Here is a 26,223-nt window from a genome sequence, read left to right on the forward strand (position 1 = left end):
CTACTCCTTCCCCTCATCCTCGATAAAGTAAGTCCCGTTGGGCAACACGTGTTTATACGGCAACAAGGAGATATGGGATAAGGTCTCATCATCAATCGCTTCTCCCTGCTGCCTGAGTTGCTCAACAATGTCGTTTATTTTGATGGTGTTCCAATACAAAATGGCGTTGGATACAAAACTGAGGCTGCTGGCCTTGTTCATGATTTCTTCGTAGTCACCGGTAGTGAATTCGCCTTGGTCAGCAAAGAAGATCCAGCGTGGCAGCTTATGCCGGTATTCGCCTTTATTCAGTTGCCGCTGGACGGTACGGCGCAGCTCCGGATCGGTGAGGTATCGCAAGATATATTCGGTTTTGATGATACGCCCAAGATGGGTGAACGCTTTGGTCAGGCGATCCGAGGGCGAGCCATTGGTTAACCGTTGCACGATGACATGTGCCGGAGCAGTTTTCTGCTTAAGCGAAATGGCCACCCGCATCATGTATTCCCACTGTTCCTCGATGATCGCCAAATCGGCCGTTCTGGTGAGTAACTGGTTGAGGTCACCATAATCAGCGGTCTTATCAACCCGATACAACTGTTGGTCCTTCAGATCCCGTATTCTGGGCATGAAGTAGAACCCGAGCAGATAGCACAGGGCAAAGACGATTTCAGTGTAGCCATGCGTATCGGTGGTATGCTCCCGGATTTTAAGAATGGTATTGTTTTCCAGCAGCCCGTCGAGCACGTACAAGGCTTCCCGTGGGCTACAGGAAATCACCTTGGTACTGAATACCGAATACTGATCGGATACATGCGTGTAGATGCCGATGGCCTTCTCATAGTAACCGTAATAGCGCGGATAGTAAGAGGCTAACAGGCTGTCAGCGCGAATTTTAAAACGTTGGGCGTCGGATGAAGATAAGGTACCGGTGCCATGCATGGCGCTCAATGGCAGTAGATGGTGTTGATTGACGATTTCAGCGCTGGCGTTAATCAAGGTTTCTTCCCGGATATAGTATTGCAGGATATGCCGTAACATATCCACGGTAACCCCTTTGACGCTGGCACTCATGGAAACCACGCCTAAATTGGTGGCTTGCGAGATAATGGCGGCAATCAGACTCTTATAAAACGCTTTCGGGCGCGATTGATGGTGTTGGATAGGCACAAAATGGCGACTGTAATGGGTCATTTGATCCACTTCCATCAACAGCTGCTCGATGCGGATGGTTGGCATATGGGCGTCGATGACTTTTTGTAGCTGAGAGACTTTATCCGGTACATCCAGCTTGTCGTCGCGCTTCAATTTTAATCGGCCATTATGTATTTCGGCAAAGTTATCCAGACCAAAACGCTTTTGGGCTTCGGATACGGCTTCGTGGAACTGAGAAGAGATGGCCGAGCGGATTTGGTGCGGGAATGGTTGTTGGAGTTCGGTATAGACCGTGTGTCGGGTTTCATCCCAGTTCGGTTCGTTGAGTGTGAGATCCCAGAAGGACACGTGCTGCTTGCTCTGCGGCAAATACAGGTCTCCGGAACGCAAAGCGTCTTTCATCGCCAATGCCAACCCCATTTCCCACACATTGCGATTGATATTCCCGGATGAATCCTTCAAGCTGCGCCGTAATTCGCGTGGAATAAACGCAATCGGTGCATTCTCGGGCAGCCTCTTTATTTCGCCGGCGTCCAACTGACGAACCAGTCGAATGGCCCGCAATAAGGCGCCCGATCCTTTCGCAACGTCAAAAGGCAACCGGATAAAATCAGCAAAATACTTACGCAAGCTGGGATAACGGGTCAGCAATAAATCGCAGTACCCACGTTCTTCCAGTCGTTTAAAGATATACAAATCGTCAATGGATGCACGCAACTGCTTTTCGTCGATGCGTTGCCATAAATCTTGCTTATAGAGCGGTTGTTCATCCGGCCATTCCAACAGTACATGAGTCGTATCGAGTACCGCGTCGATCGCTTTCTTTTGCCGTTTACGAAATTCTTTGTGCTTTTTGTCGTGGCTGTTTTTGGTCTGCCGGCACAGTTCCGTCATGTACTGATCGTGCATTTTGACCAAGTGATCCAGCAACAGTTTGCGCGACTCCAATAGAAAACACACCATCAAGGCATAGCGTTTATGATCCTTGAACCGCTTCATATCGTGGGCGCTGTAGCGTTTGGTCAAACGGTACAAATAGTGAAGAAAAGCATTATCAATGATCTTTTCTTCGAACGCGTTAATCCCGGTGGCCACTAGATTTTCGTAACGTTCCAAATAGCGTTTCAGCGATGAGATTTTGGCGCCCGGCGGATATTCCTTCAATTGGTTGAAATAGGTCCGTTGATTGCCGCCGGCGGTTTGCAACAGATCATCGATCGCGGCGCGCAGTTCCGGCGACATCTGTTCGAAGACCTGCTCATAGAGCTGGGCATGGACCTGATTACAAACACGAATAATCTGCCGCTCTATCGTGGTGGGGCCAGGCAGTACAATGCGTTTCAGCAACAGATGCCGTTCCGCCCGGTGAAAGAGTTCGTCCGGCAACAGTCCCTGACGGGCATGCTCTTCGATCCAGCGATCAAGCGCCGCTTCGGCCTTCTCGTCGAACCGCTTAAAACCCAAATATTGAAGGATATTATTCCGGTGCTCGAGTAAGGTGGCCTCCCGCTCGGGTACTGCCACCGTCAACGTGGGCGGCAATTCCAACTGATTGCTCAGGTAGCTGATGACCCTGGGCGAGAGGTCATTGAGCTGGTTCAGAAACCGACCATACAGGCGCATGGCGCAAAGTTGAATGGCGAGACCTAAGCGATACTGTTTGCGGTACCGGTTGACCATTTGGCCATCCCGGCGGCTCAGCGTCCAGTCACGTACCATCTCTTCATCGGAAAATCGCTGGGGTAATGTTAAAGGTTGATAGCGCTGCTGATTCGTCAGGAATTGCTCATTGGCTGTCATGGTCGCCTTCCTCGGGTTTGGGTACGCCAACAGCTCCTATGGCGTTGTTTTTATTGTTTTTTCTTTTGGCGGATGCAAAAATGGGTATCTCTACAAAAGCGGGGCCAGATTCCCACAAAACCCTGTTACCCGCTGAGTCATTGAGAATTTGCTCTTCGTTTTTCTGAGAATATAGCTTTTAACTCTTCATTCAGAACTATATCAATAAAAACAGGCAATTAGGCTATATCGCGGGAAATCTGGCCCCGCTTCTGTAGAGAGACCTCGAGATAGGCTTCCTTTGAACTGGGTGGCAACCGCATCGCTGTAATAGGTTGCAATGATATACTGAACATCGCTGCTGACCTCGTCGAATGAGAAGTTGAAGAACTGCTGTTTGGCCTTGAAATAACCCAATTGAAGAATAAAGTGGATGCGGGTCCGGGTATTGCGAAACTGCTCAAGTGCGGCGAGTTCTGCCGGGCTTAATGAAAAATACAGGCACTGTTCATGGGCATTGAATTCAGGGCGAGCATATAGCTCTTCGACTTCCGTGCTGGATAACAGCTGAATATGTTTGATGTTTTCCATAGCGAGTGCCGATTCAATGCAGCCCGATCGTCAGCCACATTTAAATTCCATTCATTTATTGTTGAGGCTTGTGGTTGTTGATTAAGTTCAAAGGGTGAACCAATTACATCCCAGGGACGATTAATAGTCACCACCCAGGGAACGAAAAAGACTAATGGCCGCTAGCAATCGATCACGCTTGATTTCGACAAGGGCTAGCTCCGCGTTAAAAAGGTTTCTCTCGGCATCCAGCACTTCCAAGTAGCTTGAGTATCCCCCTTCGAAGCGTTCGCGCGCCAAATGAGTCGATTTTTTTAGCGCAGTGACTTGAATATGTTTTGATTGTAAACGCTCGTCGGTGCGTTGGACTTGTTCTAACGCATCCCAAACTTCTCGAAAGGCATTTTGAACAACGCGCCCATAGGATAGATAGGCCTGACGTTGTCGTGACTCGGCTTGTGCGATAAGTGCCTCGGTGCGACCGAAATCCACCAGTGGCGAAAGCAAGGAACCTCCTAACTGCCAATTTGCGGCATTACTGGAAAACAAATCACCTACTTGGGCGCTTTGTAAACCGATAAGCCCCGCAAATGAAATGGTCGGCAAATAGGCAGAACGGGCGACACCGATCTCGGCATTAGCCGCTTTTAAGAGTTGTTCAGCGGCTTTTATATCTGGCCTCCTCACAATCAACGCCGCAGGTGTCCCTGCAGGAAATGTTGCAGGTGCCTCGAGAGATTCGATTGAACTGTAAGTTGTAAGCGAATCTTGCTTCATTGCGTGAGGTGGTTTTCCCAATAGAACAGCAATTGCATGGATCTGAATGGTTTGTCGAAGACGTAAAGCGGGCAACTCTGCCTGTGCCGCCGCCAGCTCCGCTTCCGCCTGCCGCAGTGCCAACTCATCAATATCGCCACCTTGAAAGCGGGCCCGTTGCAACTGAACTGATTCACGTCGCGTGGCTATGGTGTTTTCGGCTATATCTATCTGATGATTCAGCGCGAGTAAATTGATATAGCCGGTCGCCACCTCTGAGATAATAGCCAGGCGCACCGTCTCGTGATTAGCAGCGCTGGCCAGCAGCCTATATTGTGCAGCCTCGCTGGCATTTGCCTGTCGTCCCCAAATATCAAACTCATAGGTCAGTAGACCGCCAACTCGAAAGTCTGTAAAGGGTTTAGCCTGATTGGGCCCAAAACCCGCTGCTTCTTCGCTCGGCCCTTGACGAGTGCCGCTGCCTTCGATACTCAGCATTGGGTAACGTTCCGCTTCTTGACCCAAGAGAAACGCGCGAGCCTCGGTGACGCGAGCAGCTGCGATCTGAAGGTCGAGGTTAGCGTCAAGGGATTCTTGCACCAACTTCGCGAGAGCCGGATCGCCAAACCTCTGCCACCATTGTTCGGCTCGAGTTTCGTGATCATCCAGCCTGGGATCGTTCCACTGTTCAGGCAGCGGTACCTGCGGTTGTTCATATTCGGGCGCGAACGAACAACCGCCGATCAGCAAGCCGGTTATTGTCAGCAAAATGAGTCTACTCATCGGAGGGTTCCTTGTATGGTGTTGTTGCGGAGAGTGATTTTTCACGCCGACGATCAGTGAATTGACCAATCATGCAAAGAAACAGCGGAATGAAGAATGTCGCAATGAACGTGGCTGCCAGCATGCCACCGATAACGCCTGTACCGATGGCATGGCGGCTGGCCGAACCTGCCCCGGAACTGATGGCCAGAGGGACGGCCCCAAGCGTAAAGGCAAGAGAGGTCATAACGATCGGACGAAACCGCAGGCGCGCCGCTGCAATCGCCGCATCAACAAGGGATAACCCCTCGCGCCGATGGAGCATGGCAAATTCAACGATCAGAATCGCGTTTTTGGCGGATAGACCGATTAGCGTAATAAGACCTATCTGGAAATAGAGATCATTGTCCAATCCTCGCAACCAGGTTGCTAAGATAGCGCCGAATACAGCAAATGGAACTGCGGTGACGACCACCAGAGGTAACGACCAGCGTTCATACTGCGCCGCCAGGATTAGAAAAACCATGACGATGCCGAACAAAAATGCAAAAGCGGCAGTACCAGCAGCCACCTTCTCCTGGTAAGCCGAGCCGACCCAGCCTAGTGAATAATCTTCGCCGAGAACCTCGTCCGCGATAGTCTCAAGCGCTGCAAGGGCCTGGCCGGAGCTGTAACCCGGTGCCGGTTCGCCCATGATTTTAGCCGCGGGAAAAATGTTGAAACGCTCCACGATATCAGGGCCAATAATGCGTTTCACCGTTACAAGCGAATCCAAAGGCACTAAATGTCCGCTCTCAGACTGGACAAAAACGTGGCGCAAGTCTTCGGGGGAGCGTCTAAAATCAGCTTCCGATTGCAGATTGACGCGGTAGTTACGGCCAAACAGGGTAAAGTCATTGACGTAAAGGCTACCGAAGGTGCTTTGCATAGTTGCAAATACTTGATCGATTGGCACTTTCAGTGCTCGTGCCTTTTCCCGGTCAAGGGTGATGAAATACTGTGGTGTGTTAACGGAAAAGGTAGTGCGCACGCGTGTCAACTCGGGTCTTTTGTTCGCTTCGGCCACTAGTCGGCTGGCAGTGCTAACAGCCTGTTGATCATTACGGTAAGTTTCGTGCCGGTGTTCACCCTGGAAGCCCAGGAAGGGCGCATGTTTTCGCCCCTGGCATTCACCAAAACCTACGCGATGGCGGCCAGTGCCGCGCTGGCAATTACCCTAGTGCCGGTACTGATGGGGTATTTCATCCGTGGTAAGGTGTTGCCTGAACACAAAAACCCGCTGAACCGGGCGCTGATTGCTGTGTATATGCCCGTATTGAAAACCGTACTCCAATACCCCAAATCCACGCTCGTACTGGCGCTAATCATCACGGTGGTGGGGTTTTGGCCGGTGAACAAGATCGGCAGCGAGTTCATCCCGCCGCTGGATGAGGGTGACCTGATGTACATGCCAACCACCTATCCTGGACTATCTATCGGTAAAGCGCGGGAGATTCTGCAACAGACCGACAAGCTGATTGCTACGGTGCCCGAAGTAAAAAGTGTTTTCGGCAAAATCGGCAGGGCAGAGACAGCCACCGATCCCGCGCCCTTAACCATGATCGAAACTTTTATCCAGATCAAACCGAGAGATGAATGGCGTGAAGGGATGACCACCGACAAGCTCAAAAAAGAGTTGGATGCGCTGGTGAAATTTCCCGGGCTGACGAATGCCTGGGTGATGCCCATCAAAACCCGTATCGACATGCTGGCCACTGGCATCAAAACCCCGGTGGGCATCAAAGTGGCCGGCCCCGACCTGAAAGAAATTGAAAAAATTGGCAAGCGCCTGGAGCAGGTCTTAAACGATGTGCCGGGCACAGCGTCCGTTTACTCTGAGCGGGTGGCAGGAGGGCGCTATATTAAAGTGGACATCCAGCGTGAAAAAGCCGCACGTTACGGGCTTAACATTGCAGATGTACAGCAGGTGGTTGCCACGGCGATCGGTGGAATGAATGTCACTCAAACCATTGAGGGGCTTGAACGCTATCCGGTGAACCTGCGCTACCCTCAGGATCTTCGCAATTCCCCCGAGCAGCTCGCCTTACTACCGATTGTGACCGGCACTGGCCAGCGTATCGCATTGGCTGACGTGGCGAATGTCTATGTGGAAGACGGACCGCCCGCCATCAAAAGTGAAAACGCGCGCCTTAACGGCTGGACCTTTGTCGATATTGACGGGGTTGATATCGGCAGCTATGTCAAAGAGGCCATGGTTGTGGTGGCCGACCAGGTTGATTTACCGGCAGGCTATTCCTTGAATTGGTCAGGGCAGTACGAATACATGTTACGCGCCAAGGCGAAACTGACTTATGTGGTGCCTCTGACATTAGCCATCATTATTGTGCTGCTCTATTTCAACTTCCGCAGTTTTGCCGAGGTAGCCATCATCATGGGCACCTTGCCCCTGGCCATGGTAGGTTCGATCTGGCTGATGTATCTGTTGGGATACAACTTCTCAGTCGCGGTCGGGGTAGGCTTTATTGCGCTGGCGGGTGTGGCTGTAGAAATCGGCGTCATCATGCTGGTGTACCTTAATCAGGCTTATCACCATATGGTGGAAGAGTGTGAAAAGAAAGGCGTGGAGCCGAGACTGAACACACTACGCCATGCTGTACTGCATGGTGCCGGATTACGGGTGCGTCCAGTGATGATGACTGCAGCAGCGATTATCGCGGGACTGTTACCGATCATGTACGGCACAGGCACCGGCTCTGAAGTCATGAGTCGCATTGCAGCGCCGATGGTGGGCGGAATGATTGGCGCGGTCATACTGACGTTATTGGTCCTGCCAGCCACCTACCTGCTTTGGAAACGATCCAAAGTAAACGTATCTTGAATACATTTACGCGATTTTTTTGATTTGAGTCAGCAAAACTCCCCAACATTACACGCGTGTAATGTTGGGGTAACCCCAGCGTAAGCGTCTCCCCATTAGCATAAACAACTGAAATCGATGGTTCATGCCCCATCACAAATGCTGCTTGAGCTGTGTGCAGGACATAGGTGTATAACCTCGTTCCATACCTTGATTTTACGGAATCAGGGACACTCCCTTCAATCAATAGTCTAAAACGACAGGCAGCTTGTGGCGCCAAGTAAGGATTGGTCAATGAGATATGGGAATACGCTAAAAGTATTGGATATCGGCATCGACACCCATCAAGAGCCGATAGTGTATATGCGCGCCGATTGCAATATTTGCCGCTCTGAAGGCTTTACGGCTAACAGCCGTGTCTTGCTGATCTACAACACGAATCGAGTGATCGCCACGATCAATGTCGTGGATGAAAAGGTACTGGCACCGGGTAGCGCAGGGCTGTCTAAAATCGCCATGGAGCGATTGGGTGTTGCCACGGGGGACTCGATCAGCGTTAGCTATGCGCCGGTGGTGAACTCATTGGGCGCGGTGCGCAAAAAAATCTTCGGTCATAAACTCTCTGACAAAGAAATCGGGGCGGTTATCAAAGATATCAGCGCCCATCGCTACACGGATATCGAAATCGCCAGCTTTCTCAGTGTATGTGCGGGGAGCCGCCTGGATGTTGATGAAATAATCGCCTTGACTCAGGCCATGGTTGCCTGTGGTAAACGCTTAACCTGGCCAGGCACTGCCATGGTACTGGACAAGCATTGCATTGGCGGATTGCCGGGAAATCGTACCACGCCGCTGGTAGTCTCCATGGTCAGCGCTGCCGGGTTAACCATACCGAAAACATCGTCGCGCGCCATCACCTCACCGGCAGGGACTGCCGACACCATGGAGTCTTTGACCAACGTCAATCTGGATCTCGCCAGGATTCAAGAGGTGGTCGCCGAAACACACGCCTGCCTTGTCTGGGGCGGGGCGGTGAATCTCAGTCCTGCCGATGATCTTTTGATTCGCATAGAACGCGCTCTGGATCTGGACGGCGAAGGCCAGTTAATTGCCTCTGTGCTTTCCAAAAAGATAGCCGCGGGTTCGACTCACGCCGTCATTGATATTCCTAAAGGTCCTACTGCTAAAGTCCGAACCCACAAAGATGCCGAGCGACTTGCATCATTATTTACTCAGGTTGGAGCTGCCTGTGGCGTACACATCCGCTGTTTAATTACCGATGGCATACAGCCTGTTGGCGAAGGCATTGGCCCTGTGGAAGAGGCGAGGGATGTATTGGCGGTATTGCAACGAGCAGATACCGCACCCAAGGACCTGCGCGAGCGAGCGCTTATAATTGCGGCGCAATTGTTTTCAATGGCCGACGACATTTCCTATCCGCGAGGGCTGATCAAGGCGACCGATATCCTTGATAGCGGTAAAGCCTGGACGCAGTTTCAGCGCATTATGAAAGCACAAGGCGGCTTGAAACCATTGCCCGAGGCCTACTATCAACACACCGAAACCGCAAGAACAACCGGAGTATTGCAGGGCATTGATAATCGTCGGCTCGCCAGGTTAGCAAAACTGGCGGGCGCACCGGCCACTGCTGCGGCGGGATTGCGATTACATAAGCGTGTTGGCGAAACGATACACGAAGGAGACGCCTTATTTACGCTGTATAGCGATACCGAGGGTGAGCGGCAATATGCGCTTGCGTATTATCAGCAGACGGATATTTTTTCCATTGGGGAAACATCATGAATGATTCGCAAAAAAAGACATTTGATCATTGGCCGCTTATATTTGACCTGGTTAGTCACCCCTTGACCGATTCATTGGGTCGAGCCATCGGAGCGTACCCAGGTGAGCTTGATACCCGCCAATTTCCTGATGGCGAATCTTACTTGCGAATACTATCTGATTTGGAAGGTCGCCCTTGTATTGTCGTTGCTGATCTGTCAAACCCTGACCCCAAGTTTTTACCCTTACTGTTCTTACTGGAAACACTGCGAGAACTCGGTGCCTCGCAAGTAGGATTGATCGTACCTTATCTGAGTTACATGCGCCAGGATCGGCGTTTTGTCGAAGGAGAAGCGCTCACTTCGCGAATTTTTGCCCAGGCACTTTCAAAGCATATCGATTGGCTGGTAACTGTCGACCCTCATCTGCATCGCTACCACTCACTGGATGAGATTTATTCCGTACCAAACCGCGTGGTGCAAGGGGCGCCAGCCTTGGCGCAATGGCTGAAGACGCAAAACAACCTGTTACTGGTGGGGCCAGATAGTGAAAGTGAGCAGTGGGTGTCGAATATCGCCGCTTTCAGTCAACACCCCTACGTGATTGGAGAAAAGCAACGCTACGGTGATCGCCATGTGGAGGTGACGCTTCCTGATATTGAAAAATATCAGGAACGAGCTGCCGTTATTATTGATGATGTCATCTCAAGCGGCCAGACCATTCTCGAATGTATAAAAACCCTCAGATCCAAGGGAATAGGCAACATTCAATGCGTGGCCATTCACGGTATTTTTGCGGGCGACTCTGATCAAGCACTGTATGAGGCTGGTTTGAATCAACTGGTAACCACCAATACCGTTCGTCACTCATCAAATGCCATTGATATAACACCACAGCTAATTCCGCCCGTCATCAGCTTACTAAAATCATCTGGATTGCGATCATGAAAATTACTTTTCTAGGCGGCACTGAAACAGTCACGGGATCGAAATATTTACTGGAAACAGACAGAACCTCAGTGCTGGTGGATTGTGGCCTGTACCAGGGATATAAGTGGTTACGCGAGCGAAACTGGCAATCGTTGCCACTGGATATCACCACGTTGGATGCAGTTTTGCTCACTCATGGGCACCTGGATCACTCTGGTTACATACCTGCCTTGTATAAACGCGGTTTTCGTGGCCCGGTGTATACCCATCACGCCAGCAAAGCCCTGTGCCAAATATTGCTGGCTGATAGCGGTCATCTTCAGGAGGAAGATGCCAAATACTACAGTAAACATAAGCTAAGCAAGCACAAGCGACCGGAACCACTTTACGACCGTCAAACCGCTGAATCAAGCATGGCGCTGTTTCGGGGAATTAACTTTGACGAACTGATTGACCTGGGTGATATTCGCTTTTATCTGCAACCGGCGGGGCACATCTTGGGTGCGGCAAGCATTATTGTTGAAGCAGAAGGTAAGCGTGTTGGTTTTTCTGGGGATGTGGGGCGTTTCGATGATGTACTGATGCTCCCGCCGCGCCCCCTACCGGAGCTTGACCTGTTGCTGATGGAGTCCACCTACGGTAACCGACCGCATGCTCCTCACGATGCCGCACAGCAATTGGCGGCAATCGTAAACCGAACAGCAAAGATAGGTGGTGTGTTGCTCGTGCCGGCTTTCGCTGTCGGTAGGGCGCAGGCTTTACAGCACCTGCTGGCAAACCTTATGGATATGGGTACCATTCCGAAGCTCCCCATCTATCTCGACAGCCCGATGGCTATCAAGGTAGCGGACGTTTTTTGTAGATTCAGCGACCAACACCGCTTAAATCACGACCAATGCCACCGCATGTGTGATCTGGTGACCTATACCCGTACAGTGGATGAATCCAAGGCTCTGGCGGGTCAGTCTTTTCCCCACGTCATTATTGCAGGCAGCGGTATGGCCACCGGCGGTCGTATTCTTCATCACTTTAAACGGCTACTTAGCGATAGCAAAACAACCGTATTATTTACCGGCCATCAAGCCGGTGGTACTCGCGGAGCGAAAATGATAGCCGGTGCGGATGCTGTAAAAATACATGGCGGCTGGATCCCTGTGAGGGCAAAAGTCGATGTAATTTCCGGCCTCTCTGGACATGCGGATTATCTAGAATTAACCGAATGGTTGTTTCAATCCAAATTACCCAAAAAGACGCCAATAAAGCTGATTCATGGCGATCCAGAGGCGCTGGACGGATTGCGCATGTATTTACAGGGACACACTGAATTCCACGTAAGCGTGGCCGGTTATCGCGATATCCTGCGACTTTAATTAAACAATCAGCACCATCAGATGAAAAACCAAGGACCACCAGCGGCTCATTTCCACAACACCGCTTGTGATGAAGGCAGCGGTCAACACCGACAATCAAACAAGACAGGAGTGGATTTATATGAAACTGCATGAAGTCAAATTTGGTACAGCCTGCGCAATCACCGCAGCACTGCTCTGGGTTCTTTGTACCATTCTCGTGTTGGCGATGCCGTCGTTAATGCTTTCCATGACCGGGGCTATGGTGCATATGCAGTTGCAGGATATGGGATGGCACCTGAATCTGGCAGGCGCGCTTCTCGGGTTGCTGGCATGGGTGTTAGCGGCTGGTTTCTCCGGGTGGTTGCTTGCCAGTGTTTATAACCGGTTGCTGAATCGATAAAGGTAGGTACATGAACGATGTCAATGAACGCCAGCGTCGGTTTCTGATTGGCGCTACTTCATTTTTGATTATTCCTCGGCATCAGTACCTTGATAACCACGTATTGGAGATTGGCACCGATGCTTCAACTAATTAAGGCCGCCTGCTACAAGTACGATAGCGAAAGCACGCCCAAAAGGAGATATACATGAATGATAATACTCACCCATCTTTACCGGATATACCGGCTACGCCTCGTCAGATTGCGCTTGGTTTGATAGTCGTGCTCGCCGTTTATCTGGGATTTAGTAGCTATTACACAGTGTCGGCGGAATCTGTTGGTATTGTTCAGCGTTTCGGACACTATCACTATGTCGTTGATCCGGGTTTACATTTCAAAATTCCATTTGGCGTTGATCAGATAACGCAGGTACCCGTAAAACGCCAGTTAAAAGAAGAATTTGGCTTTGGCACACCGGGCGCGACATTCAAACAACAGATGTCAGACCCTCGGGAATGGCGACTGGAAACCATCATGGTCACCGGCGATTTGAACACTGCTTTAGTAGAGTGGGTTATTCAGTTCCGTATCGAAGACGCATTTGATTTTCTGTTTAAAGTACGCGATCCCGGTGATGCGCTGAGGGATATTTCTGAGTCGGTGATGCGTGAAGTGGTGGGTGATCGCACAGTGGATGAGGTGCTCACCATTGGTCGTCAGGATATTGAAGCCAATGCGCAATCAAAAATGCAGGAGGTGGTGAACATGTATGAGATGGGACTTCGCATAGATCAGGTTCAGCTAAAAAATGTCAACCCGCCACAGCCTGTCCAGGCGTCGTTTGACGAAGTCAATGAAGCTCAACAAGAGCGAGAGCGCATGATAAACGTGGCACGCGGTGAATACAATAAAGCCGTACCCCGTGCCAAGGGTACCGCGGAACGTACCATTCAGGCTGCGCAAGGTTACGCCATTCAGCGTGTCAATCAGGCGGAAGGCGATGCAGCAAAATTCAATGCGCTGCTGGCGGAATACATTAAGGCTCCTGATGTAACACGTCGCCGCCTTTACCTGGAAACCATGCAGGAAGTGATGCCTGTGGTAAAAAATAAAATCGTTCTCGATGATAAGGCGGCATCGGTGCTGCCTTTACTCCAGCTCAACAGCATGCAAGGAGGTACTCAATGAACCGTGGTATCTATATCGCACTGGCGATTCTTTTTCCCTCGCTGATTGTCGTTTATGAGGCCTTCTATACCGTTAATGAAACCGAGCAGGTAATCATTACCCAGTTTGGTAAGCCGGTTGGCAATATTGTCGAGGAAGCTGGCTTGAAGCTTAAGATACCCTTTATCCAGGAAGTTAACAGGATCGAAAAGCGTATTTTGCTGTGGGATGGTTCAGCGAACGACATGCCAACCAAAGACAAACTTTATATCACCGTTGATACCTTTGGGCGATGGCGAATCAAGGATCCCTTGCAGTATTTTTTGCGTCTGCGTGATGAACGAAGTGCACAGTCACGACTTGAAGACATCCTGGGAAGTGAAACGCGGAATGCCGTTGCCAAACATGAGCTGATCGAAATTGTTCGTAGCACGAAAGGTAGATCGCCTGCTATCGATCCGCTGTTAAAGAAGGCGGATGTAGGTAAATTACTTCCTATAACGCGGGGTCGCCGACAAATCGAAGAGGATATTTTGGCTGCAGCGTCGGTGAAATTGTCCGAGTTCGGAATTGAATTACTGGACATTCGCTTCAAGCGGATCAATTACAACGAAAGCGTCAGGCAAAAGATATACGCGCGAATGATCAGCGAACGTCAGCAAATCGCCGAACGATTCCGATCCGAGGGGGCAGGGGAGGCTGCCAAGATTATCGGTAATAAAGAGCGGGATTTACAGCGCATAGAGTCAGAAGCTTATCGAGAAATCCAGTCAATTCAGGGCGTGGCCGATGCCAAGGCCACCGATATTTACTCTGCCGCTTACAATCGGTCACAAGCAGCACGTGAACTTTATGATCTGGTCAAAACACTGGAAACCTATAAAAAAGTGATCGATCCGTCAACGACACTGGTGCTGACAACGGAAAGCGAGCTCTATCGGTTGATGAACGGTGTCAATCAGCCCCGAAAATGATAAGCCCCTGGAAACATAATGCTTGTTGCTTGCGCACGGCCAACGAGTTCATCCAAGGGGTGTAAACCTACTGCAACGAGGTGAACGCTGAGGAAAAAGATATGGACAGAGAAAAGCAATTAAACCTCGTGTATTTGTTTGTTGCGATATGGGGGGTTGTGCTCTTTCAAAGCTTCCTGGGCCATACCACGCGTCAGGTTGAGCTTAGTTATAATGAATTTGAGCGCTACCTGGAACAGGGGTGGCTTAAAGATCTTGCGGAAAAGCTGGCACCCTATAACGTGAACTATAAAGGCGTTATCACTGGTGGCCCCTTGGCAACATTGATCGGCTGGTTTGCGGCTTTGGTATTCTTTCTGGTGTGGTTTCTGCTGTTTCGCAAAAGCCGGCTGGGCGCCCGTATCCCCAAAGGTATACTGTTGGTGGGCCGCCCGGATAAAGCCGGTCGGGAACAGATTTTGCGCGTGCATTTGAAGAAAATTCAGGCCGATGAAGCCGTCAGTATCTCAGCGGTAGCATCGCTTACAACCGGGTTTAGCGGTGCGTTTCAGATCGGATCCAGAAGGCAGCATTCTCGCGTTATCGCTCAACGGAGGACGCTTGATCTACCAGCATTCCAATAAGGTGTCACTTGTCTATGTTCTCATCGGCTTGGTAACCGTATTCTGGTTAGGGGCTTGCTGGCAAGACTGGCTGAGCCATCGTGACCTGGAATACCGGCCGGTAACGGCTCGCGGTGAACTGGGAGCGGAAGAGCAGAATACGATTGAAGTGTTCCAACAGGCTCGGGCATCCGTCGTGTTTATTACGACGCTATCTCAAATCGTCAATCCCTGGAGTCGAAGCGTGTTCAGCGTGCCGGCGGGCACGGGCTCCGGCTTGTTATGGGATGCCAAAGGCCATATCGTTACCAACTACCATGTTATCCAGCGCGCCAGCGGTGCCCAAATCCGATTGACTGATGATCGCACCTTTAATGCGACGCTGGTCGGCGTTAGCCCGGAACATGACCTGGCAGTGCTGCGTGTACAGTCTACTTTGGGGGCACCAGCACCCATTCCATTGGGCAGCAGTAGCGATTTAAAGGTAGGCCAAAAAGTCTACGCCATTGGCAATCCGTTCGGTCTTGATTATACGCTAACCACCGGCATTGTTTCCGCCCTTGACCGCAGCATCGGCGAAACCAGCGGACAGACCATTCGTGGTGTGATTCAGACGGATGCTGCCATCAACCCAGGCAATTCGGGCGGCCCGTTATTGGACAGTGCCGGCCGGCTGATTGGTATTAATACCGCCATTTATTCCCCTTCAGGAGCGAGCGCCGGAATAGGCTTTGCCGTGCCGGTGGATACCATCGCCAGCGTTGTGCCACGACTGATACATGAGGGTCGTTACGGACTGCCTGACCTTGGTAGTAAACTGGATTTGGATGATGGCACGATTCAGGAGTTGCAGTGATGACTGAGAAGACTCGAATTGTGATTGTCGGTGGCGGTGCCGGGGGACTGGAATTGGCGACGCGGTTGGGGCGTAAGTTCCGTCAGCAACCCTCAATCTCTGTGTTATTGGTCGACAAGCAGCCATTTCACGTTTGGAAACCCCTGTTCCATGAGGTTGCCTCTGGTTCACTGGACATAGATATGGATGGTGTTGATTACCGTGCCCATGCGGCCAATCATGGCTTTGAATTTCAATTAGGGGCACTGGCAGGGCTGGATCGCGTAAACCGCAAAATCCAGTTGTGTCCGTTGATCGACGACAACGGTGACGTGTTCGTTCCTCAACGGACCATCAATTACGATATTTTGGTGCTGGCAATCGGGTCGGTATGTAATGATTTCTCTGTCCCCGGTGTCCGTGAGCATTGCTTTACCCTGGATAGTGCCGCAGACGCTAATCATTTTCACGAGATGTTGCTCAATCACTTTCTTAGAATGAAGGCATTTGGCCGTGAAGAGCCCCTCAGTGTGGTGATTGTTGGCGGTGGGGCGACTGGTGTGGAGCTTGCGGCTGAGCTGTACAAAATCACCGATTATTTACCTGTCTATGGTTTTCCGACAATTGACCGCGGTTCATTGACTGTTCATGTCATCGAAGCCTCGGATCGGATACTTAAAAGCCTGCCCACGCATATATCAGATAAAGCCACCCGGATTTTAACCGGTTTGGGGGCAAAACTTATGACCAACGCGGTGGTAGCGTCGATATCCAGCAACGCTGTCATTTTGAAAGACGGTAAAAAGATATCGGCAGACGTGGTGGTCTGGTGTGCAGGTGTCAAATGCCAGGATGTTCTGAGAAACATTGATGGCCTTACAACCAACCGCGTCAACCAGATTGTTGTTGATCAGGGGCTGCGTTCTGTTGATGACAAATTTATCTATGCATTGGGCGATTGTGCCGCTTTCACCCAAAAAGATGGTTCACAGGTACCACCTCGTGCCCAATCGGCTCACCAAATGGCAGCATGCGTTTACAGGAATATCCATAATCAGTTGAATGGATCCCCCAGCATTCGCTTTCAATACAGTGATCGCGGTTCGTTGGTGTCCTTTGCCGATTACAGTACGGTGGGTGTGTTGGCAGGGCTGGTTGGTAAAACGTTTTTCGTGGAAGGTGGGATCGCGAAATACCTGTATATATCACTGTACCGGCTACACCAGATTGCCTTACACGGCGTTTTAAAAACCGCCTTGCTAGCCTTGGTCGGGCGTATCAACCGCCGCCTGCGGCCACCTCTTAAGCTTCATTAGATTATTGTGCTAAGGAATCAATGAATGAATACGAAAACGCATTGCCATTACCTCACGCAGTATTCACGTTCATCAAAAACGGAGACGCTCCATGAATAGTTCGCTTAGCCGGTACAGGGTCATGCCACTAACGTTAAGAAAATCACTGCTGTGCTTACTGCTTGCATTACCTTTGCTCAGTGGCTGCGGCATTAACAATATTCCTACTTACGACGAACAGGCCAAGGCAGCCTGGGCACAGGTGGAAAATCAATATCAGCGGCGTGCTGACCTTGTGCCAAACCTGGTGGCAACCGTGAAAGGCTATGCAGCCCATGAGAAAGAGACACTGACAGCGGTTACGGAGGCCCGCGCTAAAGTCGGTTCCATTCAGCTGGGAAAGGGACTGCTTGATAACCCCCAAAAGCTGCAACAGTTCCAGGCAGCACAAAGTGAATTGGGTTCGGCGTTGCAGCGGTTGATGGTAGTCGTTGAACGGTACCCGGATCTAAAAGCCAACCAGAACTTTCTGGCATTGCAATCGCAACTGGAAGGTACAGAAAACAGGATCAGTGTTGCCCGCCGAGACTTTATAAATTCCGTGAATCAATACAACCGGGAACTCCGAACGTTCCCAGGCAGAATATGGTACTGGCTACTGTACGACGATATGGAATTACGTGAAACCTTTCAGGCGACCAGTGAAAACACTGAGCAAGCGCCCAAGGTGGATTTTTAATGAGTAGCGTCAGGCTTTGCTGCATTGCTTTGTTTTTGTTGTGGTCGGATTTGGCTAACTCCGCAGACGTCACCTTTCCACCACTATCAGGGCGGGTGGTGGATAAAGCAGGTCTGTTAGACCAAGCCACGGCTACCCGGCTTGAACAGCGCCTAAAGGCCCACGAGGCTGCTACTGGCAACCAGGTTGTGGTGGCGACGCTTAATAACCTCCAGGGCCTCAGTATTGAGGAGTATGGATATCAATTGGGGCGAGCATGGGGTATTGGTCAAAAGGGCAAGGACAATGGCGTATTGCTGATAGTGGTACCCGGTCTTCGCAAGGTGCGTATTGAAGTTGGGTATGGCTTGGAAGGCGTACTGACGGATGCCCTGTCCGGCAACATCATCCAGGCGGTGATTCTGCCGGCATTCCGCGCCGGTAATTTTGATCAAGGCATTGTTGATGGTGCCGAGGCCGTTATCCAGGCGCTGGGCGGGCAGTACCAGTTTAGGTCGCCGCCACCCCTTAATGACGAGTTACCTCCCTGGTGGGTGATCTTCTTTATCCCCCTGATATTTTTACGACGGTTTGGACTGGGCGGATTTTACGGTTACCACGGAGGCCATCATGGCGGTTCGCGGCGCGGAGGGTTTAGCGGCGGCGGTGGTGGTTTCGGTGGTGGCGGCGCTTCAGGAGGTTGGTGATGCAGTTTTCAGAAGAATTACAGAAACGAATCAGCGATGCGATTAGCGACGTTGAACGGCTCACCGACGCTGAGGTGATGTGTGTGCTTGCACCGCGCAGCGATGATTATGACTACATTCCTGCTTTATGGGCAGCATTGGTTGCCTTGCTGTTTCCATTGCCTCTATCGCTGACTCCCTGGTGGGGGCACAGCAATACGCTGTCGCTACTACAGCTGGGGGTTTTTGCCTTGGCCTGGCTGGGCTTTCGCTGGCAGCCGGTGTTCCAGCGCATTATTCCCAAATCCGTAAGGTACTGGCGCGCAGGCAACATGGCTCGACGACAATTTTTGCAGAACGGCCTACATCATACACGAGATGGGGCCGGATTTTTGATTTTCGTCTCGGCACAGGAGCGCTACGTGGAAATTCTTGCTGATCACGGCATCGCAGCAAAGATATCGGATGAGCAATGGCGGTATATCGTTGCCGCCTTCGTGTTGCAGGTGAAGCGCAACCAGATAGCCGATGGGTTTATACAGTGTATTGAGTCCTGCGGCGAGCTGTTAGCTCAATGCTATCCGGCGACTCAGGAGAAGAACGAGTTACCCAACAAACTGGTCGTGCTGCCGGGTTAGGTCAGCCACCGGTAATCGTAATAACAGATATGCGGAACAACAACGAGGAGTTCATACCATGAAACGGTTTGCTATCAATGGTGCCGGCAGGATCGGTCGGCTGGTGATTCGAGAGTACCTGCATCGGAAACCCGATAACCTGACATTAGTTGCGATCAACGATCTAACCGACACGGATACCCTGGCGTATTTATTGGAATTCGACTCTGTGCATGGTCGGCTGGCCGGGCCGGTTGAATCTTCAAATTGTCAACTTCGCGTCTCCGATAATGAAATTCCTGTTTACCACCATTCGGAACCAGAGCGACTGCCCTGGTCCGACCTTGCAGTGGATTGGGTACTGGAAGGCACCGGTAAATTCAGGAAACTTGAAGACGCAAGCAAACATATTACGGCCGGCGCCAGGAAAGTACTGATCAGTGCACCCTCAGAGTCAGCCGATCTGACGATTATTTATGGTGTCAATCAGCACGAATTCGAGCCTGACGCGCACTGTGTTATTTCCAATGGCTCCTGCACGACCAACTCACTGGTTCCAGCGCTGTCGGTCCTGCTCGAACACTATGGTATTGAAACCGCCTCCGCTACGACTATCCATGCCTACACCTCCTCGCAAGGGCTGGTTGATGTCGCATCACGAAAGCGTATTCGAGGACGTGCAGCAGCCGTCAATCTGGTTCCGACATCTACCGGCGCGGATAAGGTGGTTACGGCCGTGTTACCTGAGCTGGCAGGTAAGTTCTGTGCGCTGGCGGTCAGGGCGCCGATCCCTGATGGTGGCCTGACGGATATGACAGTCCGTCTTCAACAGGCAGTCACCGAAGCGCAAATTAACCAGTGTTTAGCAGATGCCTGCCAGGACAAGCTGAAAGGTGTTATGGACTTCACGCAGCAGGAGTGGGTAAGTAGCGATATCATCGGTAATCCTCACTCAGCCATTGTGCATGGATTATCGACCCGCGTAATTGGTGATCGCACAGTCAAGATCCAAGTGTGGTACGACAACGAATATGCCTATGCCTGCCGTTTACTGGATCTGCTTGAAACGCTCTAATTGTAACCGCATACCGCTGGTGTTATGTACTAAGCGACCACTCAAATATAAAGGCGAGATTGATTATGGAACAAACAGTAAGCCATTCCGGAGCCTGGGGCTTGGCTCTCATCATGATAGTGTTTGTATCATGGATATTTTATAAGTACTTTGCGCCCAAATCCTGGCACGAGTGGGCAAGCGCAGGGGTGGTGCAGGCCTTTATCATCGCGCTATACGCGGAAATGTACGGCTTTCCGCTTACGATCTATTTACTTTCCCGGTTCTTTGGTCTGGATCGTGGCGATATGGATGCAAGCTTGTGGTCATCATTGCTGGGCCTGGGTGATACAGGCATGATGGTTTCCATGATACTTGGGTATGCGTTGGTTTTTTTGGGCATTGGGATTTTTTTTAAGGGGTGGCAGCAGGTTCACAGAGCGCGACAGCATTCCCGTCTGGTTACAGACGGGCTCTACAAGTACGTTCGCCATCCCCAGTATACCGGACTTTTTATCGCGTTGTTTGGTGAAGGGGTTGTACATTGGCCAACCTTATTTTCAGTGGGCCTGTTTCCTCTTGTCGTGTTTGCATACTACCTCCTGGCCAGAAGAGAAGAACGGAAAGTGTTGGCTGAATTTGGGGAATTTTACCGACAGTACCAACGCCAGGTGCCTATGTTCATACCAAATAAAAACCAGTGGCGCGAGTTTTTCCAGGCGTCATCTTCAAGCTCTGACAGATGAACCCTGATAGCTACACCACAACGATGGCTTTGTTGCCAACCTGCAGTAGAGGCCTGGACGGTCCTGACATTACAGATGAAACCTTCCAACTCTTTATAGAAGGTGATGATTTATATAATGCGATGTTGGCTGCGATCAGGAAAGCGCAGCATAGTGTGCAACTTGAAAGTTATATCTTTGCGGATGATAACATTGGCCAGGTCTTTGCGCGTGCTCTGGTAGATAAAGCCAGGCAGGGCATAACTGTGAAAGTTCACCTTGATGCGGCCGGTTCCCTGTTTTGGGTATCGCGCCGCCTGGAAAACATGATGCGCCACGATGGTGTTCAGCTACGCTGGTTTCACCGATGGAGTTGGCGCAATCCCTGGCGCTATAATCGGCGCAACCATCGCAAACTATTGATTGTCGACGAAGAAACTGCGTTCCTGGGTGGGTTCAATATCCATAAGGAAAGCTCAAGGCGTAATTTTGGTGAAGCAAGGTGGCGTGACTCGCATGTCAGGGTCGGTGGCCAGCTCAGCCAGATAGCCTCGCAATTATTTGAGGCATTTTGGGAAGGCTCACTGCATTGGTCACCCGTCAGCGCCGGTTCTGGTGATCAACTACTGCACAATCACTCACGAAACTGCAACCACAGGTTAAGGTGTGTCTATATTGACGCCCTAAAACGGGCAGAGCGCTATATTTATATAACAACGCCTTATCTTGTGCCGGATCAACTAATTCTCAGTCAACTATACCATGCCGCTTCCCGGGGCGTAGAGGTGTTCCTGCTGGTGCCTGAAAAATCCGATGTTCCCATTGCTCGCTGGGCAGCGCAGTCCATTTATGCCGGGCTGTTTTCTTCTGGGGTGCGGGTGTTCGAATACTTACCACGCATGCTTCATGCAAAAACCATCGTTGTCGACGATGGCTGGTCCATGGTTGGCACGGCCAATTTGGATTATCGCAGCCTGTTTCATAACTACGAACTGAATCTTGTAAGCACAAGCCCAAATCTGGCTACCAATCTTAAAGCGCAGTTCCTGGTTGACTTAGCGGAATCTGCTGAAATTGGTCAGCAGCAATGGAAAAAACGTGGCCTTGCAACGCGTTCCCTTGAGCGCTTTGCAAGGCTATTTAGGTATTGGCTGTGAACCGTCGATGAAATAGCCAAAACATATATGAGTGCCCAATGAGAAAAATAATGATACTCGGTGGTTATGGTGCCGTTGGCAAACACATAGCCACAGAGCTGGCGAAAATCTACCCGAATCAGATTATCGTGGCCGGTAGAAATGGGGAAAAAGCATCTTCCTTGGCAAGCGCACTGAATAACACAGTGATTCCTCTTGCGTTTGACCTAGATACATTGTCAGAGAATGACGCCAGACTGAATGATGTGGCGATCCTTATTATGTGCATTGAAGCTCGTAATGCACCAACAGCCAAGCAATGTGCGCAGAGAGGCATACATTATCTCGACACCTCTGCCAGCTATGATTATTTGAAAGAGATTGAGCGCTTGCATAACAGTGCTGAAAAGGGTTGCGCTACCTTTTTACTCAGCGCAGGGATCGTGCCCGGCTTAAGTAATCTGTTAGTAAAACATTGTGTGAATACGTGCGGCAACCGAGGCGTTGCGGAAATATATGTATTACTGGGGTTGGGGGAAGCGCATGGCGAAGCGGCTATTCATTGGTCGATTGAGCAAATGAATGCCGAATATGTGGATAGCCTCGGGAATCGTACGAAAAGCTTTGCGAACGCAAAGCAGACTGCTTTCCCCGGAGACCGCTTTGCTCGAAATGCCTACCAGTTTAATTTCTCTGACCAGCACGTGCTTCCCCACACATTATCGATCAGTTCAGCCACCACAAGACTGTGTTTTGAATCGCGCTTCATCACTGCGCTATTTTATTTCATGAGCGCTAGCGGGATAGGAAAAGTATTGAAGCTGCCGTTCGCCCGTAATGCAATGACATATTGCCTGCAAAAGTTCCGTTTTGGTACCGATCGTTTTTCTGTAAAGGTGGTTTATCGGCAACAAGCCACAGATGGTGCGACGTTTAGCTGTTCAATAACAGGCCATGAAGAAGCAAGAATCACGGGTATTACCACCGCATTACTCGCCCATCAAATGATGAAGACTGACTACCCCCATGGGGTTTTCCACATAGAACAGTTATTCGAACCTATGAAAATAATTAATGATCTGAATCAACATGGCATTCAATTCGAGCAAACCAATATGCGGTTTGGTAATGATTAAATCATACCTTATGCTATTTTACCCTTACCTTAGGTATGTACTGGCTCAGGTTTAAACCATGGCGTGTCACGAAAAGGCGCAAGATTCAATTGAACTCTCGTTGATGTTTGGTAGTCTTAATAGATACAGGCGCACAGGACATATATTGTGGAAACAATGTATTCGGCAACCAGAAAACTAGTGATAGTCGGTTTGCTTTTTATAAGCAGCAATGCACTATCGATAACCGTTGATCACACCTATGTGAATCATTTGTCTGTGCCTGTTCACATCCTCCATCACACTTCCAAATCTGATAAACAGGTCGCGACAACGCTTAATAGTAAACGCTGTCACGAAGCTGTAAGACCACGTTTGTGCAGATGTGATAATTGTAATGATTGTGAACTGTTCCATTGCGCAACCGCTCCCACCATTACTTCGGTAATGCTGATCTATCAGGCGATACCGCGATCCCAAACCTATAGTTTTGATTGCTCTGGTATTGCGGCAGCGCATTCCTTGCCACCCTATAAACCACCGATCGCGTGACTGTGACAATCAATTATTGATTGTCACAATGTCACGCGCTGGCCTCAGTTATAGCGTGTTGTACATATTAGCGATATTGGTGTCGCCCCAAACACATATTGTGCTTGTGACACCTGAGATTCAATATGAAGACTATAAAGATTATATTTTGGAGATAACCATGAAAAACATCGCGATTAACATCATTCTGGTATTGATGGCATACTTGACTGTTTCCACGAATTCTTATGCCGATGATCCATTGAAAGAGCAGATGCAGGCGCAGCGATCAGCATTGAAAGCTTTTGAAGGTAGCCCAAACCTGTCAGCAGCGAAGTTTGCCGCATTGGAAAAGAGCATTGCACTCATCAAGAAACGCCAACAGGAGAAGAGAGAAGAGAATATTGCCTGTCTTGAGGCTGAAAAGAACCTGCCAACGGACATAGAAACATGCTTTGAAGTGGAATCAACCGACGATGCGCAACTCAGCTTGCTGGTGTTGGCGGTTGAACAGTTAGTCCAGGCGCAGCAACAGTAGGCGAATGGGGTAGCTCCCCTCTATAGTTACAATTGCTTGCTATAGAGGGGTAAACTCACAAGTAGTTGTACATGGCTGGTTGGTCTTAGTCTGCCATTGTGTGTTTCGAGCCAAGTGGTTGATTCGTCGTTGTAGCGACCAGTATAATAGAGGCAATAATCAGACCGATACCAGCCCACTGGTTGAATGAAAATGATTCAGAAAAATAGGTATACCCAATTGTTAGCCCGAAAACCGGCGTTAAAAAACTGAAAACGTTGAGCTTGTAAAGGGGAGCCTTGTCCATTAGCCAAAACCACAAAATCAAAGGTAGCGCAGTCCCCGGCAGAGCCAGGATAAACAACACCCACAGGAATTCACCAGACCAATGTGCCGACTGTTGATCCTGAATTAAAGTCAACAGCCCTAATGGAATAGAGCCCAACACTAACTGGAACCCCATGGCGTAAAGTATATCGATTTTGTTGACCACCAGTTTTAGTAAAATATTGCCAATGGCAACCCCAAGCGCTGCCAACAAAATGTAGGCAATGCCTAGCAGAGAATGTCCTGTCCCTAGTAATGTATCCACGCTAATCACAACGATGCCAGAAAAACCAAGTATAGCACCCACTACGGCTGGCTTGTTCATTCTCTCGTTAAGAACATACCACCCCAGAACGGCAGCAATCAGTGGCTGTGTATTCGATATCACGGTGGCTAAACCTGGGGCAACGAGTGTACCGGCATAAAACATACCCCAAAAACCTAAACTGGTGGCTGTGAGCCCAATCGCCAGAATATACACAAAGTCTCTCAGCGTTTTCGGCACTGGACGTTTAAACAGAACGGCCACGACGATTAAGAGGATGCCAGCAAAAACAGCACGTAGGGTCGCGGTTAGCATAATCGGCGCATAGGGCTCGCTTAACGTTATCATAGGATAACAAATCGCCCAGCCCAACATGACCATTGAGGCTCCCAACCCAGTCAGTTTCAATGCCTACTCCCTCTTAAACTTTTGGTTCGAGATTTCCATAGATATTCAATATGAAAAGCAGATATAAAGGGTACGGATTCAAGCCTCATCGTTTTTTGGCTACGCCCACAGATTGAGTGAAAAGTGTTTCATGATACCCGTCAGTATATCACTACGTGTCAATATACCGTGCAATGTACCACTATCTACGATGGGCATGGCACCAATACGACGCTCAACAAAAAGACGTGCAATATATCGGGCATCTGTATCCGGGCTGGCCGTTAGCACCTCCCGTTTCATGATGTTCACAATCGATAGGTCGGGGCTTGGTGATTTTTTGGGTGGTAAGTCCATGCCCGATAAAAAGTGTAGTGCATCACGATCGGATAATATGCCAGTGATAATCTGATTATTCCCGAGTACAGGCAAATGACGAAAGCCAAAACGTTTGAATAGATTGAGCGCATCCTGAATAGAATTCCGCGTGCTGACCGTGATCACAGGCGAAGACATTAACTGCTTAGCCGCGATCAATGATTGCCCTTCAGTCAGCTTGTCAATGCGTGCGTATACCTGCCGGGAGTGACCTCGCTGATAAGATTGGGGCGGCACTACATCAGGGCCAGTCGGGCGCAATTTGCTGATTTTTTCCGCTGCTTGTAATTGAGGTTGTTTGAATAATTTCTCAAGTGGCCAGTGATCGGGGCCGCTCATACCATATACGGTAAAAGTCACTTTAAAAAGCCCGACGTTTTCGTCTGTTTGCTGAAAGTATCGTTTGATGGCTGGCTAACCTCCAGATGATAGCTTTCAAGCACATCAGCAATCTCTATAACGGTTTCGGAAGCGGGTGGTTTAACGCCTGTGAGTTCATAATGCTCGCCCAAAGCAGCCCATTTATATTCACCTAATGCATGATAGGGTAAAAGCTCAACTTTCTCGACGTTTTTCATCGGACTCAGGAATCG

25 protein-coding genes and 1 pseudogene are annotated in these 26,223 nt (G+C 50.0%); 19 read left to right on the plus strand and 7 right to left on the minus strand.

Annotation, left to right across the window (positions count from 1 at the left end):
• From Kalk_RS00850 to Kalk_RS00865, 4 genes are all read right to left on the minus strand, one after another.
• Positions 1–2,934, minus strand: coding sequence for a Tn3 family transposase (locus tag Kalk_RS00850; RefSeq protein WP_087461799.1), 2,934 nt, complete (start codon positions 2,932–2,934; stop codon positions 1–3).
• Positions 2,935–3,135: 201 nt separating this feature from the next.
• Positions 3,136–3,504 carry a DUF4158 domain-containing protein gene (locus Kalk_RS00855; RefSeq protein WP_087461798.1) on the minus strand — a complete coding sequence of 123 codons (369 nt, stop codon included), beginning with the start codon at positions 3,502–3,504 and terminating at the stop codon, positions 3,136–3,138.
• Positions 3,505–3,624: 120 nt separating this feature from the next.
• Positions 3,625–5,022, minus strand: a complete 1,398-nt coding sequence (locus Kalk_RS00860; RefSeq protein WP_101892412.1) for an efflux transporter outer membrane subunit — start codon at positions 5,020–5,022, stop codon at positions 3,625–3,627.
• Positions 5,015–6,067, minus strand: a complete 1,053-nt coding sequence (locus Kalk_RS00865) for an efflux RND transporter permease subunit (protein ID WP_407656790.1) — start codon at positions 6,065–6,067, stop codon at positions 5,015–5,017. The genes Kalk_RS00860 and Kalk_RS00865 overlap by 8 nt, the downstream gene beginning before the upstream one ends.
• Positions 6,068–6,115: 48 nt before the next feature.
• On the opposite strand from Kalk_RS00865, the gene Kalk_RS00870 reads away from it, so the two are divergent.
• The 19 genes and pseudogenes from Kalk_RS00870 (at position 6,116) to Kalk_RS00960 (ending at position 24,294) form a co-directional block, all read left to right on the plus strand.
• Positions 6,116–7,879, plus strand: coding sequence for an efflux RND transporter permease subunit (locus Kalk_RS00870; RefSeq protein ID WP_456077567.1), 1,764 nt, complete (start codon positions 6,116–6,118; stop codon positions 7,877–7,879).
• 273 nt (positions 7,880–8,152) lie between these two features.
• Entirely contained in the window at positions 8,153–9,661 is a 1,509-nt protein-coding gene (locus Kalk_RS00875; protein WP_101892414.1) for a thymidine phosphorylase family protein, read from the plus strand.
• Positions 9,658–10,587, plus strand: coding sequence for a ribose-phosphate diphosphokinase (locus tag Kalk_RS00880; protein WP_101892415.1), 930 nt, complete (start codon positions 9,658–9,660; stop codon positions 10,585–10,587). Before Kalk_RS00875 ends, Kalk_RS00880 begins: the two co-directional genes overlap by 4 nt.
• Positions 10,584–11,939: an MBL fold metallo-hydrolase RNA specificity domain-containing protein gene (locus tag Kalk_RS00885; protein ID WP_101892416.1), complete on the plus strand. Its 1,356-nt coding sequence runs from the start codon at positions 10,584–10,586 to the stop codon at positions 11,937–11,939. The genes Kalk_RS00880 and Kalk_RS00885 overlap by 4 nt, the downstream gene beginning before the upstream one ends.
• A 121-nt stretch (positions 11,940–12,060) precedes the next feature.
• Positions 12,061–12,321: a DUF5676 family membrane protein gene (locus Kalk_RS00890; protein WP_101892417.1), complete on the plus strand. Its 261-nt coding sequence runs from the start codon at positions 12,061–12,063 to the stop codon at positions 12,319–12,321.
• 10 nt (positions 12,322–12,331) lie between these two features.
• Positions 12,332–12,457: a hypothetical protein gene (locus Kalk_RS21585; protein ID WP_267892413.1), complete on the plus strand. Its 126-nt coding sequence runs from the start codon at positions 12,332–12,334 to the stop codon at positions 12,455–12,457.
• A 51-nt stretch (positions 12,458–12,508) separates the two neighbouring features.
• A complete protein-coding gene (gene hflK / locus Kalk_RS00895) occupies positions 12,509–13,489 on the plus strand; it encodes an FtsH protease activity modulator HflK (RefSeq protein ID WP_101892418.1) in 981 nt (326 codons plus the stop codon).
• Entirely contained in the window at positions 13,486–14,442 is a 957-nt protein-coding gene (gene hflC, locus Kalk_RS00900; protein WP_101892419.1) for a protease modulator HflC, read from the plus strand. Before hflK ends, hflC begins: the two co-directional genes overlap by 4 nt.
• 101 nt (positions 14,443–14,543) lie before the next feature.
• The gene (locus Kalk_RS00905) at positions 14,544–15,065 is read left to right on the plus strand and encodes an ATP-dependent metallopeptidase FtsH/Yme1/Tma family protein (RefSeq protein ID WP_101892420.1); all 522 of its coding nucleotides are present in this window, start codon (positions 14,544–14,546) and stop codon (positions 15,063–15,065) included.
• Between the two features lie 22 nt (positions 15,066–15,087).
• Positions 15,088–15,867: pseudogene (locus Kalk_RS00910) on the plus strand (S1C family serine protease); the annotation flags it as partial.
• Between the two features lie 32 nt (positions 15,868–15,899).
• Positions 15,900–17,195, plus strand: a complete 1,296-nt coding sequence (locus Kalk_RS00915) for an NAD(P)/FAD-dependent oxidoreductase (RefSeq protein WP_101892421.1) — start codon at positions 15,900–15,902, stop codon at positions 17,193–17,195.
• A 121-nt stretch (positions 17,196–17,316) separates the two neighbouring features.
• Positions 17,317–17,913 (plus strand): LemA family protein, encoded by a 597-nt coding sequence (locus Kalk_RS00920; RefSeq protein WP_233716765.1) that lies wholly within the window; start codon positions 17,317–17,319, stop codon positions 17,911–17,913.
• Positions 17,913–18,599: a TPM domain-containing protein gene (locus Kalk_RS21590; RefSeq protein ID WP_101892423.1), complete on the plus strand. Its 687-nt coding sequence runs from the start codon at positions 17,913–17,915 to the stop codon at positions 18,597–18,599. The genes Kalk_RS00920 and Kalk_RS21590 overlap by 1 nt, the downstream gene beginning before the upstream one ends.
• Complete coding sequence (locus tag Kalk_RS00930) at positions 18,596–19,216, plus strand: TPM domain-containing protein (protein ID WP_101892424.1); 621 nt, start codon at positions 18,596–18,598, stop codon at positions 19,214–19,216. The genes Kalk_RS21590 and Kalk_RS00930 overlap by 4 nt, the downstream gene beginning before the upstream one ends.
• Positions 19,217–19,274: 58 nt before the next feature.
• On the plus strand, positions 19,275–20,270 hold the full coding sequence (locus tag Kalk_RS00935) for a type I glyceraldehyde-3-phosphate dehydrogenase (RefSeq protein WP_101892425.1): 996 nt from the start codon (positions 19,275–19,277) through the stop codon (positions 20,268–20,270).
• 101 nt (positions 20,271–20,371) lie between these two features.
• Entirely contained in the window at positions 20,372–20,995 is a 624-nt protein-coding gene (locus Kalk_RS00940) for a methyltransferase family protein (protein WP_233716768.1), read from the plus strand.
• Entirely contained in the window at positions 20,992–22,131 is a 1,140-nt protein-coding gene (locus Kalk_RS00945) for a phospholipase D-like domain-containing protein (protein WP_233716770.1), read from the plus strand. Before Kalk_RS00940 ends, Kalk_RS00945 begins: the two co-directional genes overlap by 4 nt.
• A gap of 38 nt (positions 22,132–22,169) precedes the next feature.
• On the plus strand, positions 22,170–23,246 hold the full coding sequence (locus Kalk_RS00950) for a saccharopine dehydrogenase NADP-binding domain-containing protein (protein ID WP_101892427.1): 1,077 nt from the start codon (positions 22,170–22,172) through the stop codon (positions 23,244–23,246).
• A gap of 691 nt (positions 23,247–23,937) precedes the next feature.
• Positions 23,938–24,294 (plus strand): hypothetical protein, encoded by a 357-nt coding sequence (locus Kalk_RS00960; RefSeq protein ID WP_158643250.1) that lies wholly within the window; start codon positions 23,938–23,940, stop codon positions 24,292–24,294.
• Between the two features lie 85 nt (positions 24,295–24,379).
• Here the strand turns inward: Kalk_RS00960 and Kalk_RS00965 are convergent, their stop codons facing one another.
• From Kalk_RS00965 to Kalk_RS00975, 3 genes are all read right to left on the minus strand, one after another.
• On the minus strand, positions 24,380–25,273 hold the full coding sequence (locus Kalk_RS00965; RefSeq protein WP_233716772.1) for a DMT family transporter: 894 nt from the start codon (positions 25,271–25,273) through the stop codon (positions 24,380–24,382).
• Positions 25,274–25,372: 99 nt separating this feature from the next.
• On the minus strand, positions 25,373–25,990 hold the full coding sequence (locus Kalk_RS00970; protein ID WP_101892430.1) for a CBS domain-containing protein: 618 nt from the start codon (positions 25,988–25,990) through the stop codon (positions 25,373–25,375).
• Positions 25,987–26,208: a hypothetical protein gene (locus Kalk_RS00975; protein ID WP_101892431.1), complete on the minus strand. Its 222-nt coding sequence runs from the start codon at positions 26,206–26,208 to the stop codon at positions 25,987–25,989. Before Kalk_RS00975 ends, Kalk_RS00970 begins: the two co-directional genes overlap by 4 nt.
• Between the last annotated feature and the right edge of the window lie 15 nt (positions 26,209–26,223).

It is taken from the genome of Ketobacter alkanivorans, from assembly GCF_002863865.1.
Lineage (GTDB): Bacteria > Pseudomonadota > Gammaproteobacteria > Pseudomonadales > Ketobacteraceae > Ketobacter > Ketobacter alkanivorans.

Bases quoted from the DNA above. Each gene is read 5' to 3' on its own strand.
- Kalk_RS00850 (WP_087461799.1), bottom strand. From the start codon at position 2,934: ATGACAGCCAATGAGCAATTCCTGACGAATCAGCAGCGCTATCAACCT.
- Kalk_RS00945 (WP_233716770.1), top strand. From the start codon at position 20,992: ATGAACCCTGATAGCTACACCACAACGATGGCTTTGTTGCCAACCTGC.
- Kalk_RS00890 (WP_101892417.1), top strand. From the start codon at position 12,061: ATGAAACTGCATGAAGTCAAATTTGGTACAGCCTGCGCAATCACCGCA.
- Kalk_RS00975 (WP_101892431.1), bottom strand. From the start codon at position 26,208: ATGAAAAACGTCGAGAAAGTTGAGCTTTTACCCTATCATGCATTAGGT.
- Kalk_RS00885 (WP_101892416.1), top strand. From the start codon at position 10,584: ATGAAAATTACTTTTCTAGGCGGCACTGAAACAGTCACGGGATCGAAA.
- Kalk_RS00960 (WP_158643250.1), top strand. From the start codon at position 23,938: ATGAAAAACATCGCGATTAACATCATTCTGGTATTGATGGCATACTTG.
- Kalk_RS00920 (WP_233716765.1), top strand. From the start codon at position 17,317: ATGCCACTAACGTTAAGAAAATCACTGCTGTGCTTACTGCTTGCATTA.
- Kalk_RS21585 (WP_267892413.1), top strand. From the start codon at position 12,332: ATGAACGATGTCAATGAACGCCAGCGTCGGTTTCTGATTGGCGCTACT.
- Kalk_RS00860 (WP_101892412.1), bottom strand. From the start codon at position 5,022: ATGAGTAGACTCATTTTGCTGACAATAACCGGCTTGCTGATCGGCGGT.
- Kalk_RS00915 (WP_101892421.1), top strand. From the start codon at position 15,900: ATGACTGAGAAGACTCGAATTGTGATTGTCGGTGGCGGTGCCGGGGGA.
- Kalk_RS00880 (WP_101892415.1), top strand. From the start codon at position 9,658: ATGAATGATTCGCAAAAAAAGACATTTGATCATTGGCCGCTTATATTT.
- Kalk_RS00875 (WP_101892414.1), top strand. From the start codon at position 8,153: ATGAGATATGGGAATACGCTAAAAGTATTGGATATCGGCATCGACACC.
- hflK (WP_101892418.1), top strand. From the start codon at position 12,509: ATGAATGATAATACTCACCCATCTTTACCGGATATACCGGCTACGCCT.
- hflC (WP_101892419.1), top strand. From the start codon at position 13,486: ATGAACCGTGGTATCTATATCGCACTGGCGATTCTTTTTCCCTCGCTG.
- Kalk_RS00905 (WP_101892420.1), top strand. From the start codon at position 14,544: ATGGACAGAGAAAAGCAATTAAACCTCGTGTATTTGTTTGTTGCGATA.
- Kalk_RS00855 (WP_087461798.1), bottom strand. From the start codon at position 3,504: ATGGAAAACATCAAACATATTCAGCTGTTATCCAGCACGGAAGTCGAA.
- Kalk_RS21590 (WP_101892423.1), top strand. From the start codon at position 17,913: ATGAGTAGCGTCAGGCTTTGCTGCATTGCTTTGTTTTTGTTGTGGTCG.
- Kalk_RS00950 (WP_101892427.1), top strand. From the start codon at position 22,170: ATGAGAAAAATAATGATACTCGGTGGTTATGGTGCCGTTGGCAAACAC.
- Kalk_RS00935 (WP_101892425.1), top strand. From the start codon at position 19,275: ATGAAACGGTTTGCTATCAATGGTGCCGGCAGGATCGGTCGGCTGGTG.